13 protein-coding genes are annotated in these 14,138 nt (G+C 74.1%); 7 read left to right on the top strand and 6 right to left on the bottom strand.

All coding sequences use genetic code 11. The annotated features are described in order from the left end of the window. Nucleotides 1-14: 14 nt before the first annotated feature. Nucleotides 15-275, bottom strand: a complete 261-nt coding sequence (locus SCATT_RS32530) for a hypothetical protein (RefSeq protein ID WP_014626982.1) — start codon at nt 273-275, stop codon at nt 15-17. A gap of 28 nt (nt 276-303) precedes the next feature. Here SCATT_RS32530 and SCATT_RS32535 point away from each other — a divergent pair, with 28 nt between their 5' ends. The 3 genes from SCATT_RS32535 to SCATT_RS32545 all read left to right on the top strand — a co-directional run bounded on the left by SCATT_RS32535 (nt 304) and on the right by SCATT_RS32545 (nt 4,440). Further along, the gene (locus tag SCATT_RS32535) at nt 304-699 is read left to right on the top strand and encodes a DUF2267 domain-containing protein (RefSeq protein WP_014151102.1); all 396 of its coding nucleotides are present in this window, start codon (nt 304-306) and stop codon (nt 697-699) included. Between the two features lie 133 nt (nt 700-832). Further along, complete coding sequence (locus tag SCATT_RS32540; protein WP_014151101.1) at nt 833-2,860, top strand: P-loop NTPase family protein; 2,028 nt, start codon at nt 833-835, stop codon at nt 2,858-2,860. Between the two features lie 2 nt (nt 2,861-2,862). Beyond that, nucleotides 2,863-4,440, top strand: coding sequence for an ABC transporter substrate-binding protein (locus tag SCATT_RS32545; protein ID WP_014626983.1), 1,578 nt, complete (start codon nt 2,863-2,865; stop codon nt 4,438-4,440). A 7-nt stretch (nt 4,441-4,447) separates the two neighbouring features. Here SCATT_RS32545 and SCATT_RS32550 read toward each other — a convergent pair whose 3' ends face one another. Then, the gene (locus tag SCATT_RS32550) at nt 4,448-4,888 is read right to left on the bottom strand and encodes a hypothetical protein (protein WP_014151099.1); all 441 of its coding nucleotides are present in this window, start codon (nt 4,886-4,888) and stop codon (nt 4,448-4,450) included. 203 nt (nt 4,889-5,091) lie between these two features. After that, nucleotides 5,092-5,520 carry a MarR family winged helix-turn-helix transcriptional regulator gene (locus SCATT_RS32555; protein ID WP_014151098.1) on the bottom strand — a complete coding sequence of 143 codons (429 nt, stop codon included), beginning with the start codon at nt 5,518-5,520 and terminating at the stop codon, nt 5,092-5,094. An 80-nt stretch (nt 5,521-5,600) separates the two neighbouring features. Here SCATT_RS32555 and SCATT_RS32560 point away from each other — a divergent pair, with 80 nt between their 5' ends. From SCATT_RS32560 to SCATT_RS32570, 3 genes are all read left to right on the top strand, one after another. After that, nucleotides 5,601-6,938, top strand: coding sequence for an aldehyde dehydrogenase family protein (locus SCATT_RS32560; RefSeq protein ID WP_014626984.1), 1,338 nt, complete (start codon nt 5,601-5,603; stop codon nt 6,936-6,938). 225 nt (nt 6,939-7,163) lie between these two features. After that, a complete protein-coding gene (locus tag SCATT_RS32565) occupies nt 7,164-7,847 on the top strand; it encodes a hypothetical protein (protein WP_014151096.1) in 684 nt (227 codons plus the stop codon). Between the two features lie 230 nt (nt 7,848-8,077). Further along, complete coding sequence (locus SCATT_RS32570) at nt 8,078-8,695, top strand: superoxide dismutase (protein WP_014151095.1); 618 nt, start codon at nt 8,078-8,080, stop codon at nt 8,693-8,695. A gap of 63 nt (nt 8,696-8,758) precedes the next feature. Here SCATT_RS32570 and SCATT_RS32575 read toward each other — a convergent pair whose 3' ends face one another. The 3 genes from SCATT_RS32575 to SCATT_RS32585 form a co-directional block, all read right to left on the bottom strand. Beyond that, the gene (locus SCATT_RS32575; RefSeq protein WP_014151094.1) at nt 8,759-9,868 is read right to left on the bottom strand and encodes a response regulator; all 1,110 of its coding nucleotides are present in this window, start codon (nt 9,866-9,868) and stop codon (nt 8,759-8,761) included. Then, a complete protein-coding gene (locus SCATT_RS32580; RefSeq protein WP_014151093.1) occupies nt 9,861-10,079 on the bottom strand; it encodes a hypothetical protein in 219 nt (72 codons plus the stop codon). Before SCATT_RS32580 ends, SCATT_RS32575 begins: the two co-directional genes overlap by 8 nt. A 184-nt stretch (nt 10,080-10,263) precedes the next feature. After that, nucleotides 10,264-11,331, bottom strand: coding sequence for a hypothetical protein (locus tag SCATT_RS32585; RefSeq protein ID WP_014151092.1), 1,068 nt, complete (start codon nt 11,329-11,331; stop codon nt 10,264-10,266). 178 nt (nt 11,332-11,509) lie between these two features. Here SCATT_RS32585 and SCATT_RS32590 point away from each other — a divergent pair, with 178 nt between their 5' ends. Further along, nucleotides 11,510-14,125 (top strand): penicillin acylase family protein, encoded by a 2,616-nt coding sequence (locus SCATT_RS32590; RefSeq protein WP_014151091.1) that lies wholly within the window; start codon nt 11,510-11,512, stop codon nt 14,123-14,125. Nucleotides 14,126-14,138 lie beyond the last annotated feature (13 nt).

Below are 14,138 nucleotides of genomic sequence, written 5' to 3' on the forward strand. Positions count from 1 at the left end.
CGCCGGCCCCCGGGTCACGGGGTGCGCAGCGCGCGCGGCAGCGTGAGCAGCCCGCGTTCGAACTCGTCACCGCGGTCGTGCGTGGCGAGCAGCGGAGCGGTGGCCCGCGGCCGCGGGTAGCGGTCGGCGGGCAACCGGTGCAGCCCGAGCCGCAGCAGCGGATCGGGCTCGTCGGGGTTGTCGACCATCTGGCCCTTGTCGACCAGCGGGGAAGCCGGCGTCCCCGGCGCCGTGGCCGTGGGGTATCCCGCCGCTTCCTGGGAAGGCGTCCGCACGGGTCCTCGTACGAAAGGGGTGGAGGTCATGACGCCGGCGTGGGACACGTTCCTGGAGCGCGTGCGGGAGCGCGGCGAGTACGCGTCCGACCAGGAGGCGGAGCGCTGCGCCCGGGTGGTGCTGGCCCTGCTCGGCACCCATCTGGTGGGCTCGGAGCGCGCCGAGCTCGCCCAGCGGCTGCCGGACCCGATGGCACACGTCCTGCTCGACACGGCGCCCGCGGCCGAACCGCTCGCGCCGGACGCCTTCCTCTCGGCGGTCGCCGCCTGGATCGAGGGGGCCACCGCGCAGACCGCCCGGTGGGACGTGGGCGCCGTGCTCAGCGTGGTCGCCGACGCCGCCGGGCCGGAGCTGACGCGCCGGGTGCTCGTCCAGTTGCCGCCCGGGTACGACCTGCTCTTCGGGCGCCCGGAACCGGCCTGAGCCGCCCGGGGCGGAGCGTGATCTTCCAGTCGCCTACGGCGACCGGGTTTCCCCGTTCCCCCTTCCCGTCCCGGTCTGACGCACTATCATCACCGCAGTGAAGAGCACCGGACCGGGGTGAAGGACACGGGGGATGAGCGGCGCCAGGCTGTACGGCCGCAGGCGGATCGTCGACTTCGTCGACCACGCGCTGCGCCGTGACGGCGGCCCGCGACGGCCGCTGCCCATTCTGCTGCTGACCGGCCCGCGCGGCAGCGGCGGCAGCGCGCTCCTGGCCGAGCTGTGGGAGGAGTTCTCCCTCCGCGCGCTCGGCGCCCGCCTGGACCTGTCCGCCGCGCAGGGCGTCGAGGACATCGTGCTCGCCACCATGCAGGGCCTCGGCCGCCGGGTACCGGGGATCCGGCCGATCGACTTCCCGCGGCTGCGGATGGCGTTCAAGGCGCTGAGCTTCGTCGACGACGGCGGCGGACGGGTGGCCTTCGAGGCATACCTGCGCGCCGGACGCCGGGACGCGGCGGTGATGTCGGCGCTGTACGACTGGGCCGACCGGGCGGCCCCGCTGCTCAACTCGCCCGGCCGGCAACTGCTGATGACCGCCGCCGTGCGCGCGCTGGGCGGCCTGCTGTCCGGCATCCGGGGGCGCCGCGACGCGCGGATCCTGCGCTGGTACGCCGGCAACGGCATATCCAGCGGCGGCACCGAGTACGACCCGCTGTGGGAGCTGTACGGCTGGCACCACCAGCAACTGCCCGCCGCCGCCCGCAAGGTGGGCAAGACCCTGTGCGCCGCCTTCCTCGCCGACCTGCGCTCCGACTTCCACGACGTCACCGTGGTCCACGGCCGGCGCCCCGCCAACTGCCTGCTGCTGCTCGACAACACCGGCGGCCGGGCGGGCGAGCTGTTCCTGGAACTCCTCGCCGAATGCCGCCGCGACGACCACCGCGCCCGCGCCCTGCCCGACCCCGCGGTGATCGTGGCCGTCCAGCGCGGCCGGGTACGCCGCCGTACCGGCGAGCCGGTCGCCGCCACCGACGAGCGGCTGGTCCTGCCCGCCCGCGACCCGGCCGGCCCCGACGACGACCACCCCACCTGGTGGTACCCGGTCCGCCTCACCGACCTCGGCGAACGCGACGTGGCGGAGGTGTGCCGCAGCAGCGTGCTCGGCAGCGGCTCCCGCGACGCCGACTTCCTCCACGCCCTCACCGGCGGCCACCCGGCGGCCACCGACCGGCTCGCCACCCTGCTGGCGATCTTCGGCCGGCAGCCCTTCGACCCCCGCCGCCTCCTCGACACCCCGTTACCCCCCGCCCACCAGCTCCCGGACCACTGGGCCGCCGACGACCCGGGCGACGACGGCGACGGCGACGACGAGCCGACCGTCGAGGACCATCTGCTGGCCCGCACCCTCGGCGCCGACTTCGCCACCGCGCCGGAGGCCACCGCCGACGGCGAGGACGACCCGCTGCTCGACACCATGGCCGTGCTGGCGGCCACCCCCGGGCTGCGCCCCGCCGCCTGCACCGCCACCCTGGCCTACCTCGGCTGGGACGCCGCGGACGCCACCGAGGCCCGGCAGCGGCTCGCCGCCGCGCTGTGGCTGGAGGAGGACCCGGGCGGTGCGGCCTCCCGCGTGCACCCGCTCGCCGCGCTGCTGCTGCGCCGCCGGCTCGCCCGGCGACCGCGGCTGTGGCGCGACGTCCACGAAGGCTACGCGGTCCACTACTCCCGCCACGGCGACACCGTCCTCCACCAGCACCACACACTGGCCCGGGCGGAACCGTCCGACCCCACGGCGCTCGCCCAGGTCGTCGGACACCTGGCCAAGCGCTTCGACGACGAGGACACCGGCCGGGAGGAGTGGCTGGCGGTGCTCGACCGGATCACCGCCGCCCCCACCCGGCTGCGCACCACGAGGGATCCGCGCGGCTTCGTCACCACACTGGCCGGCGCCGCCGACCCCGGCGACCGCGAACGCATCCTCACCCGGCTCACCGTCGCGCGCTGGCTCCACCACGACCGGTGCTTCGACCCGTTCCACCGGCTCGCGCAGCTGATCGCCAACGAGTACGACTACCTGGCCGCGCTGAGCGCCGACGACAGCGACGTGCTCTTCCGCCGGTCCGCCCAGCACCGCGCCCTGCAAAGCCTGTGGGAGGGGTGAACGTGCCGCCACGTCCGTTGGCCTTCGTCCGCCGATGGTTCGGCAATCTGCCGTCCCGGGCCAGGGCGACCGTGGTGCTGCTGTGCGTGCTCGCGCTCGGCGGGGCCTGCTACGGGCTGTACGGCCCGGTGACCGAGCTGCTGGATCCGCCGTGCATGCGGTCGGGGGCGACGGACGTCACCCACCGGGGGGCCGGCGGGGAGTGCATCGGGATCACGGACGGCGCCTTCGTCTTCGACTCCGCCCTCGGCGACGTCGAGCGGCGCATCCGCGAGGAGGACGAGCAGGTCGTCCGGGACCATCCGCACAACTACGCCAGCGTGGTGCTGCTGCTGCCGATCTCCTCCGACAAGGGCAGCATCATGTCGATGACCAACGCGGTCGAGCAGGTCAAGGGTGCCTTCACCGCGCAGTACTACACCAACCGGCACAGCGTCGAAGGCATCTCCCCCTACATCCGCCTGCTCATCGGCAGCGACGGCTACCAGGCCAACGAGTCCGCGGCGGCGGCCGACGTCATCGAGCGCGCCGCGGCCCGCGAACACATCGCCGCCGTCTCCGGCCTCGGCCTGAGCCTGGACGGCACCCAGGACACCGTACGTCGTCTGACGGCACGTCAGATACCGGTGTTCGGCGCCACCGTCACCGCCGACACCTTCAACAACATCAGGAACTTCGTCCGGGTCTCCCCCGGCAACGCCGACAACACCCGTGCCGCGGTGGACTACGTGGCGGCGCAGTACCGGCGGGCCGTCCTGGTGGAGGACGAGAACGGCGGCGACAGTTACGACGCCACCATGGTCGACGGGTTCAACGGCCTCAGCAGGCACTCCTCGCTGAAGATCGTGCAGACCGAGACCTACGACACCACCGACCGCGACCGCCCCGGGCTCTCCGGCCAGGCCCGGCAGGAGGCGGAGGACGTGGTCAACACCCGCATCAGCCAGATGCCGGTGGACATCTGCGCCGCCCAGCCCGCGGTGGTGCTCTTCGGCGGGCGCGGCCAGGACCTCGGCACGCTGCTGCACGCGCTCTCCTCCGCCTGCCTGGACAAGCCGATCACCCTGATCAGCGGTGACGACGTGACCAACCTGCCGGACACCGCGCGGCTCAGGCAGGACCTCGCGGACGGCCGGCTCACCGTGGAGTACGCCGGCGTCGCCCACCCCGACGAGTGGAACGTGTCGCAGAACTCGGCCGGACCCCAGGACGAGCAGGACGGCAAGCAGGGCTTCACCGTCTTCCACACCGCCTTCGAGGGCCTGTTCCGCGGCGATCCGCTCAGCGACGGCAACACGATGATGGCTTACGACGCGACGCTGGCCGCGGTGTCGGCGATCCGGCTCACGGCGCTGCCCCAGCCGAAGCCGGAGGCGGTCGCCGCCGAACTCGGCGCGCTCCACGACGCCCACCGGGTGCTCGGCTCCACCGGGCCGCTCCGCTTCACCGCCGACTACCGGGGCAGCGACAACGGCAGCAACCCGGTGGACAAGGCCATCCCCATCCTGCGGCTGCGCCGGGACGGCAGCTCCGAGGTGCGCACCGTCGAATGGCCCCGGGAGCACCGCCCGGCACCGTGAGCCGGGCTCAGCCCCACAGCGGGTACACCACGTCACGGCCGGTGCCGGCCGGGTGGTTCGCCGGGTAGTGGACGGTCAGCCGGGTGAAGTGCCACCGGCCCGGGTGGCCGGGCCACGCCTTGGGGTGGTCGAGGCGCACGGTGGCGCGGTAGCCGTGGAAGTGGCCGGCGGCGCAGTACGGGCGGCAGTCGTTGACCTGGTCGCGTGCGGTGGCCACCGCGGAGCCGGGACTCCAGCCGGACCAGTGCAGCGACGTGAGGTAGTTGTTGCCGTCGCCGCAGGCGAGGAGGAAGGAGCCGGGGCGGACCCGGGCCTGGTCGGCGCAGTCGAGGACGACCGGGTGGGCGCCGGAGGGCGGCGCGGCCGAGGCCGGGGCCGAGGCCGTCACCGCGGCCATCGCGGCCCCGGCACCGATCAGGACTGCTGCGTGCACCTTGCGAACTCGCATGTCGCCACCGCCTGGGGGCTTGCTGTGTCCGGTTGCGTCTCGTTCTCCCCGCCACGCTACGACCGGTCGCGGGGGACGATCCACCCTTTGGTGTCACAAACCGGCAACACCGGTGGGCACCGGGCGGGCGCGCGCCGGTTCGCGTGCCCCGTTACGGCGGACGTGCGGCGCGCAACGCCCCCGTACGGCAAGGGGGTTGGCGCTCAGCGCTCCAGCAGGTCGCCCAGGCGGTCGAGGAGCGGGAGCAGCGCGGCCCGTTCGGCGGGGGTGAGCGCCGTGAGAGCGGTGTGCAGCCGGTGCATGTCGGAGCGGAGCCGGTGGGCCAGCTCGCGGCCGGGGGCGGTGGGGGTCACCACCTTGCTGCGGCGGTCGTGCGGGGCGGTCTCCCGGCGTACCAGGCCACGGGCCTCCATGCGCGCGATGAGCCCGGTGGCGTTGGAGGCGTCGCAGACCAGGTGGTCGGCGAGGGCGCGCATGGACAGCGGTTGGTCGAGGGCGATCAGGGCCCGGGCCTGTGCCGTGGTGAGCCCGTGGCGCTGGGCGACCTCGGCCAGCTCGTCGTGGTAGGCGCGGACCGTGCGGGCCAGCGGTTCGACCAGGTCGGCGGGGGAGGGGTGGGTGGTGTCGGACACGGGGAGAGGTTACCGCGATCGCTTGACATCCTCAATGGTTGCTCTTTACATTGAACTTGTTACTTGATGATCTCAAGCGAATGGTGTCAACCGTGAGCACGACCCCCGCCCCCGCCGAAACCCCCGCCGACGTGGTCGCCCGGCTGCGCGCCACCTTCCGTACCGGCCGCACCCGCCCGCTCGCCTGGCGCACCGAGCAGCTGCGCCGGCTGCGCCGGATGCTCACCGAGGAGGGGGCCGAGCTGATCGCCGCCCTCCACGCCGACCTCGGCAAGAGCGAGGCCGAGGCGCGCCGCACCGAGATCGACTTCACGGTCCGCGAGATCGACCACACCCTGGACCACCTCGACCAGTGGCTGGCGCCGCGGCCGGCCCCGGTGCCCGCCTTCCTCGGCGACGCCACCGCCTGGACGGTCCTCGACCCGCTGGGCGTCGTCCTCGTGATCGCCCCGTGGAACTACCCGGCGCAACTGCTGCTCGCCCCTGTGGTCGGCGCCCTCGCCTCCGGCAACTGCGTGGTCGCCAAGCCCAGCGAGCTGGCCCCGGCCACCTCCGCCGCCCTCGCCCGGCTGCTCCCGCGCCATCTGGACACCGACGCCGTCGCCGTGGTCGAGGGCGGGGTGCCGGAGACCACGGCGCTGCTGGAGCAGCGGTTCGACCACATCCTGTACACCGGCAACGCCACCGTCGGACGCGTCGTGATGACGGCCGCCGCCCGCCACCTGACCCCGGTCACCCTCGAACTCGGCGGCAAGTCACCGGCGTTCGTCGACGCCGGCACCGACCCCGCCGTCGTGGCGGCCCGGCTCGCGGCCGGCAAGTTCCTCAACGCCGGGCAGACCTGCGTCGCCCCCGACTACGTCCTCACCGACCCCGGCACCGCACGCGCCCTCGAAGCCGCGCTCGCCGACGCGGTCCGCGGCCTGTACGGACCGGACCCGGCCGCCTCGCCGGAGTACGGGCGCATCGTCAACGAACGCCACTTCGACCGGCTGACCGCGCTGCTCGGCTCCGGCCGTACCGTCGTCGGCGGTGAGCACGACCGGGCCACCCGGTACATCGCGCCCACCGTGCTCGCCGAGGTGCCCGCCGACGCCCCGGTGATGCGGGAGGAGATCTTCGGCCCCATCCTGCCGATCGTCGAGGTGGCCGGGGTGGACGAGGCGATCGCGTTCATCAACGGGCGGGAGAAGCCGCTGGCGCTCTACGCGTTCACCGACTCCGCCGAGGTGCGGCGGCGGCTGACGGCCGAAACCTCCTCCGGCGGCCTCGGGTTCGGGCTGCCGGTCGCCCATCTGACCGTCCCCGACCTGCCGTTCGGCGGCGTCGGCGAGAGCGGCATGGGCCGCTACCACGGCCACTGGTCGATCGAGACGTTCAGCCACCGCAAGGCGGTGCTCGGCAAGCCCCTCGGCTGACCGGCTTCGGCAACGGTCGTTCACAGCGTCCGTGACTGCATTTACGCCCCAACCGGGCGCTCCCCTCGGCGCGGACCTGTGTGATGACCCGAAAGAACGCACCTGCCGCGGAACGGCAGACCATCGGGGCCGCCGACCCTAACCTGCTTAAGGCCCCAACGCGGCACGTGAGCGGTGAGGGTGCCCACCTGGCGCGACGCCCACGATGAAGGGAAGTGCAGGCCGATGGGGAGGAAGAACACGCAGACCGCCATCAAGGACCTCATCGGAGATGTGACCGACAGCGTCAAGAAGGCCATCGACGAGGTGCTGGACCGGGACGAGTACGACCCCTGGCGGGACGACTGGTCCCGGCCGCCGGCCGCCGGCCCGTTGCAGGGCGTGGCGCAGGCGGTGTCGGGGATCCGCCAGGCGCTGGTCGAGGTGCTGCCGGGCAGCCCGGCGGCGGCGCTGATCAACACCGCCAATCTGCTGACCGCGCTCGGCCTCGCCGGTGCCGCCGGGGTGCCGCCGGTGGTGCTCGGGCAGGCGACCCCGGTGGTCACCGTGCCCGGTCCGCCCCCGCCGGCCCCGCCGCCTCCGCCGCCGTCCGGCGCCCCGGAGGAGACCGCGGCGCTCACCCGGCAGGTCGCCCAGTTGTCGGACCGCATCGGTTCGCTGCTGAACGCCCTGGAGGGCTCCGGCTCCGGCGCCGCGCGGACCGACGGGGCCGCGCGCCCGGCCGCGTCCGTGGCCGCCGAGACCCCGGAACGCGCCCGTTCCGAACCGGCGCGTCCGGCTCCGCCCAAGTCCGGACCGGCCGGGCGACCCGGCCCCGTCTCCCGGCCGCCGGTGCGGCAGCAGCCCGTGCGCCGGCTCGCCGCGCTGGCGCCGGGCCGGCTCGCGGACCGGCTGCGGGCCGGGAACTGAGGGCGGGTGACGCGTGGTGCGGGGCCGGTCGGACCGGCGGGCGCCGGGTGCAAAGACGATCAGCGACTGGACGGCGGCGCCCCCGTGGCGAGGGCGTACCGGGACAGAAGGCTGACGGACCGGCCCCGCGGACAACATGCTGGAGCTTCGAACTGGTAATTGCAAGTCATGCGCAATAGTGTGGGCGATCAGGGCCTGACCGTTTGTCTCGTTGAAAGGGTTGTGACCTGATGGGCACGTACTCGCTTCCTGATCTCCCCTACGACTACGCGGCGTTGGAGCCGGCGATCACGGGTCAGATCCTGGAGCTGCACCACGCCAAGCACCACGCCGCCTACGTCAAGGGCGCCAACGACACCCTGGAGCAGATCGCCGAGGCCCGCGACAAGGACCGGATCACCCCGACGGGCCTGGTCGGGCTGGAGAAGACCTTCGCGTTCAACCTCTCCGGCCACGTGCTGCACTCCATCTTCTGGCAGAACCTCTCGCCGGACGGCGGCGACCACCCCGACGGCGCCCTCGCCGACGCCATCGACGAACACCTCGGCGGCTTCGAGGCGTTCAAGAAGCAGCTCACCGTCGCCACCAGCTCCGTGCAGGGCTCCGGCTGGGGCGTGCTCGCCTGGGAGCCGCTGGGCAAGCGCCTGATCGTGGAGCAGGTCTACGACCACCACGGCAACGTCGGCCAGGGCAGCACCCCGCTGCTGGTCTTCGACGCCTGGGAGCACGCCTACTACCTCCAGTACAAGAACGTGCGCCCCGACTACGTCACCAAGCTGTGGGACCTGGTCAACTGGAACGACGTCGCCGCCCGGTTCGCCAAGGCCACGGCGGACGGCAACGGCTGACGCCGAAGGACCTCCCCGCGCCCGGCCGTGGTCCCCGTCACGGGGGCCGCGGCCGGTCCGCGATCAGGCGGGGTCCGGGTGGCGCAGCCGCCGTTCCAGGTAGATGCCGGTGAAGACGGCGACCTTGGCCCGCAGCACCCAGGGGTCGAACGGCTTGCCGATGTAGTCGACGGCACCGGCCGCGTAACCACGGGCGGAGTGCTCGGGGTCGGCGCCCATCGCGGTGAGGAAGATGATGGGGACGTCGCGGTCACGGCTGCGGCGCTTGATGTGCGCGGCGGTCTCGTAGCCGTCCATGTCGGGCATCTGGACGTCCATGATGATCACCGCGAAGTCGTCGTGGTCGAGCAGCGCCTTGAGCGCGTCGCGGCCGGAGGGGACGGCCACGAGTTCCTGGTCGAGGGTGGAGAGCACCGCGGTCATGGCGAGCAGGTTGTCCGGCTGGTCGTCGACGACGAGCACCTTGGGCATCCGCTGCGCCGGTCCCGGGGCCCGGGGCGTCGGCAGCGCGGCGGTGTGCTGCGCCCGCTCGACGGTCTCCAACTGCCGTTCCAGCAACTGGCAGCGCTCCTCCGCCGCGTCGCGCTGGTCGCGCGCGGCGAGCAGTTCGGCGGCGAGCCGGGCCACCTCGGCCTGGAGGGTGTCGCGTTCGCGCAGCAGGCCGGAGACGTCGGGGCGGGCGGCGGCGAGGCGGTCGGCGCGTTCGCGTTCCGCGGCCCATTCCGCCTCCAGCTGGTTGAGGCGGACCTCCAGGTCGGCGATGCGGTGCTTGCGGTCGAGCAGGGCGTCGCCGAGCGCGTCGCCACGGGCGGTGGAGCGCCGCGAGAGCCGGTCGGCGTCGGCGAGTTGCTGCTCCAGCACCTCCATGGCGTGCTTGGGGGAGGCGTTGGTGGCCACCGCCGCGCGGTGCAGCCCGCGCAGCAGGTCGATGGCCTCCGGGGTGGCCGCGGTTCCCCGGTGCTCGGCGAGGTCGGTGAAGAGGTCCATGACCACCTCCCACGGCGGGACCCGGGTGCCGTTGAGGTATCGGGAGAAGGTCCCGGCGTCCCGCACCCGGCGTGCCGCGTACCGGCGCACCGACACGTCGAGCCCGTCGAACAGCTCCCGCAGCGCCTGCGCCAGCGCCCGGGACTCCTGCGTCAAGTCCTGGCCGAGCGGCCGAAGTTCAGCCACGCCGCCGCCCGCCGTCCCGGTCCGCCCGGTCGTCGGCGGCCACCAGCGTGTTGAAGAACGGCACCGCGGGGCCGACGGCCGCCAGGCCGCACAGCACGCAGCGGGCCGCGCCGTCACCCGCGAGGGCGGCCAGCACACCGGCCCCCACCCCCGCCGCGACGGCCAGTGACAACACCAGCGCGGCCCTCGTCGACAGCAGTGAACGGTCCATCGCATCCCTCTCGTCACCCCGCCACATCACCGGCGGGGATCGCACCGCCCCCTGACGGGCGCCAGGGGGACGGTGACAGCATGCTGTGTGAGCGAGGCGTTGCGCTGCGCGACCGGCGAACCGGCAACGGACCGCGGAAAACCGGCAACGGGGCGGGTGTTGCCCGGCAACACCCGCCCGGTCGTCACTTGGTGCGGATCGGGAACCGCAGCATCTGGAAGTAGAACGAGTGGTCCGAAGTGCCCACCGAGATCCCCGCCTCCACGTCGGCCGCCGGGGCGGTCCGGGCGATCGCCAGCCGCAGCCGGTAGACGGCGGTGGCACCGGGCGCCAGCGGGCCGCGGTTGACCGGCGCGAGCGCGGCCGACATGCCCGGGTCGCAGCCGTCCGGCACCATGGCGACCCGCTTCCAGCCGTGGCCGGGCAGGTACTCCTGGAGCACCACGTCCTTGGGCAGCAGGGCGTGCCCGCCCGCCGCACCGTAGGCGAAGTACCCGGCGGTCAGCCCCGGGTAGGCCCGCTTGGTGGTGTTGCGCACGGTGATGGAGAACTCCTTGGCCGCGCCGCCGCGGACCAGCGCCGTGCCGCGCGGCCAGCCGCCGACGGTCGTGGTGGGACGGTCCACCACGGCGGTCCGGGCCGGAGCGCGGTAGGTGTGGCCGTGGCCGTCGGCGACCGACGCGGCCACCGTCAGCTTGCCGGGACGGTCGAGGTCCTGGACCCGCAGCGCCACCGTGGCGGGGTGGGCCGCGCTCGCCGCCGCCGTCACCGGGAAGGTGAAGACGCCCTTGTCCCGGTGGTTGCCGCTGGACGGCTTGGTGTTCAGATCGACCCAGCGGTGGCTGGTGGGCACGTAGCGCTGGATCACCAGCGAGTCGGAGTCGAACCCGCGCGTGGTGACGTCCAGGCGCACCGTGCCCTTGGCGACCGGGGTGCGCAGCGTGACGCCCGAGGACGACCACAGGCCCAGCGGCGCCTCCGCGGCGAGGGCGTAGGAAATCCGGTCGGCGGCCTTGCCGGTGGCCGCGGCGACCGTGGCGGCCGGGGCCTCGGTGGTCGTCGCAGCCGTTCGGACGGTACCGGCCGGCGCCGTCGTCCGGGCGGCGGCACCGCAGGCCGGGGCGGCCTTCGCGGCGCCGGTCAGCGGCGCGGCCTGCCCCGCGCCGGCGGCCCCCACCACCAGCGCCAGACCGGCGGCCGTCGCCGCGGCCGAACCCAGCACCGCGCGCCGTCCGCGTGTCGTACGTGTCATCGTGTAGTCCCCCACAATGGACCGGGCGCACCCCGTGTGCGCCTCCGCACCCCAGGACACGGCCACGGCACCGGTCGGTTCCCGCCGGACCGCACCAATGTCCGGGTGGCGTACGGGAATCCGGTGTCCGGGGATCTCCCGACTCCCCGCACGTCACGCCGGGCCGCACCATCGGTGCGTGGCGGCAACCGACGAGGAGAGCGCTCCGGCGCGGGACGGTGGTACGGCGGACGGCGGTTCCCCCGGCGGACGGCGGCGCCGGCGGTGGCGGTGGCTGCGGATCACCGTGCTCGTCGTCGTGGTGGTGCTGGTGGCCGGCGCGTGCGCGGGGGCGCTGTACGTCCGGTGGACGGTCGGCCGGTCGCTGCCGGTCACCTCCGGCCGCCTCGGCGTACCCGGGCTGCACCACCCGGTGGACGTGGGCCGGGACGCCTCCGGCATCCCGCAGATCCTCGCCGACGACCCGGAGGACCTCTTCCTCGCCCAAGGCTACGTCGAGGCCCAGGACCGCTTCTGGCAGATGGACACCGAACGCAACATCGCCGAGGGGCGCCTCGCCGAGATGTTCGGCGCCGGCCAGGTCGACGACGACAAACTGGTGCGCACCCTCGGCTGGTACCGGGTGGCACGGCAGGAGGCCGACGCGGCGTCTCCGCGCACCCGCGCCTTCCTCCAGGCGTTCTCGGCCGGGGTCAACGCCTACCTCAAGGACCACACCGGCGCCCGGCTCAGCGTGGAGTACGCCGTCCTCTCCCTCGCCGACGGCTCCTACCGGCCCCGCCCGTGGACCCCGGTGGACTCGGTGGTCTGGCTCAAGGCGGTCGCCTGGCAGCTCAACTCCACCACCAGCGACCAGATGATCCGCGCCGTGCTCGCCGCGAAGTTCCCCGTCCACGACGTCGACCGGATCTTCCCGCCGTACGACTTCAGCCGCTGGGACCCGGTCACCGGCCCCGCCACCGCCCGCTCCGCCCCGCCCTCCGCCGCCCGCACCACCACCGCCGTACCGGCCGCCGCCACCGGCGCGCTGACCGCCGTGTCGGACGTACGCCGCCGGCTCACCGCGCTGCTCGGCCCGTCCGGCACCGGCATCGGCTCCAACGCCTGGGTGGTGGCGGGCAGCCGGAGCGCCACCGGTGCGCCGCTGCTCGCCAACGACCCGCACCTGGCGCCGACGCTGCCCGGCGTCTGGTACCAGATCGGGCTGCACTGCCGCACCGTCACCGCGGCCTGCCCCTACGACGTCACCGGCTTCACCTTCCCCGGCATGCCCGGCGTGCTCATCGGCCACAACCAGCGGATCGCCTGGGGGTTCACCGCGCTGGGCGCCGCCGACTCCGACCTGTACCTGGAGAAGATCACCGGCGACGACTACACGTACCAGGGCCGCCAACTGCCGTTGACCACCCGGCGCGAGACCATCGCGGTGGCCGGCGGCTCCCCGGTCACCTTCACCGTACGGGCCACCCGGCACGGGCCGGTCATCTCCGACGCCGACCGGACGGCGGCGCGCACCGGCGCCGTCGGACGGGTCCCGGACGCGCCCCGGGCGGCCGGCGGATACGCGGTCGCGCTGCGCTGGGCCGGGCTCGTCCCGTCGCACACCATCGACGCCGTGTTCGCCATGGACGCGGCCACCGACTGGACCGGCTTCCGCGCCGCCGCGGCGCTCCTGGTGGCCCCCGCGCAGAACATGGTCTACGCCGACGTACGCGGGAACATCGGCTACCAGATGCCCGGCCTGCTGCCCATCCGGGCGCGCGGCGACGGCAGTTACCCGGTACCCGGCTGGACCGGCGACCACGAATGGCGCGGCTACGTCCCCTTCGACAGGCTGCCGCACGAACTCAACCCCACCCGGGGCTACATCGTCACCGCCAACAACGCGGTCACCGGACCGGACTACCCGTACCCCATCACCCCGTACTGGGGCACCGGCTACCGCAGCCGGCGGATCGCCGACCTGATCACCGGCGGCGGGAAGCTGACCGTGGCCGACATGGGGCGCATCGAGGGCGACACGCTCAACCCCAACGCGCGGCAGCTCGTGCCGTACCTGCTGAAGGCACCGGTGGCGCCCGGCACCGCCGCCGCGGTGGACCTGCTGCGCGGCTGGGACCTCACCCAGCCCCCCGACTCTGCCGCCGCCGCCTACTTCAACGCCGTCTGGTCGCACCTGCTGGACCTGGTCTTCACCTCCCGGCTGCGCACGGCCGGGGACGTGGAGACGTTCGGCGCGGGCGGCGGGGGCCGCTGGTTCGACGTGGTCCGTACGATGCTCGGCACGCCGGACGACCCGTGGTGGAGCAGTCCGCAACAGCCCGCGCTGCACGGCCGGGACGCGGTGCTGGGCGCCGCGCTCGACGCGGCGGCCCGGGACCTGGACAAGCGGCTCGGCGGTGACCCCAAGCACTGGCGGTGGGGCGCGCTGCACACCCTCGAACTGCGCAACCAGACGCTGGGCACCGGCGCTCCGGCCCCGGTGCGGTGGCTGCTCAACCGCGGCCCCTACCAACTGGGCGGCGGCACCGACCTGGTGGACGCCACCGGCTGGTTCCCGCCCGACGGCTACGGCGTCGACTGGGTGCCCTCGATGCGGATGGTGGTCGACCTCGGACGGCTCGACGACTCCCGCTGGATCAACCTCACCGGCGCCTCCGGCCACACCGCCTCCCCGCACTACACCGACCAGACCGCCCTGTGGCGCGCGGGCCGCACCCTCCCGTGGCCCAGCAGCCCCGCGGCGGTACGGGCGTCGGTCAAGGAGTGGCTGCGCCTCACCCCCGCGCGCTGAGGCGGGCCCGGGG

The organism is Streptantibioticus cattleyicolor NRRL 8057 = DSM 46488, from assembly GCF_000240165.1.
Classification (GTDB): Bacteria; Actinomycetota; Actinomycetes; order Streptomycetales; family Streptomycetaceae; genus Streptantibioticus; species Streptantibioticus cattleyicolor.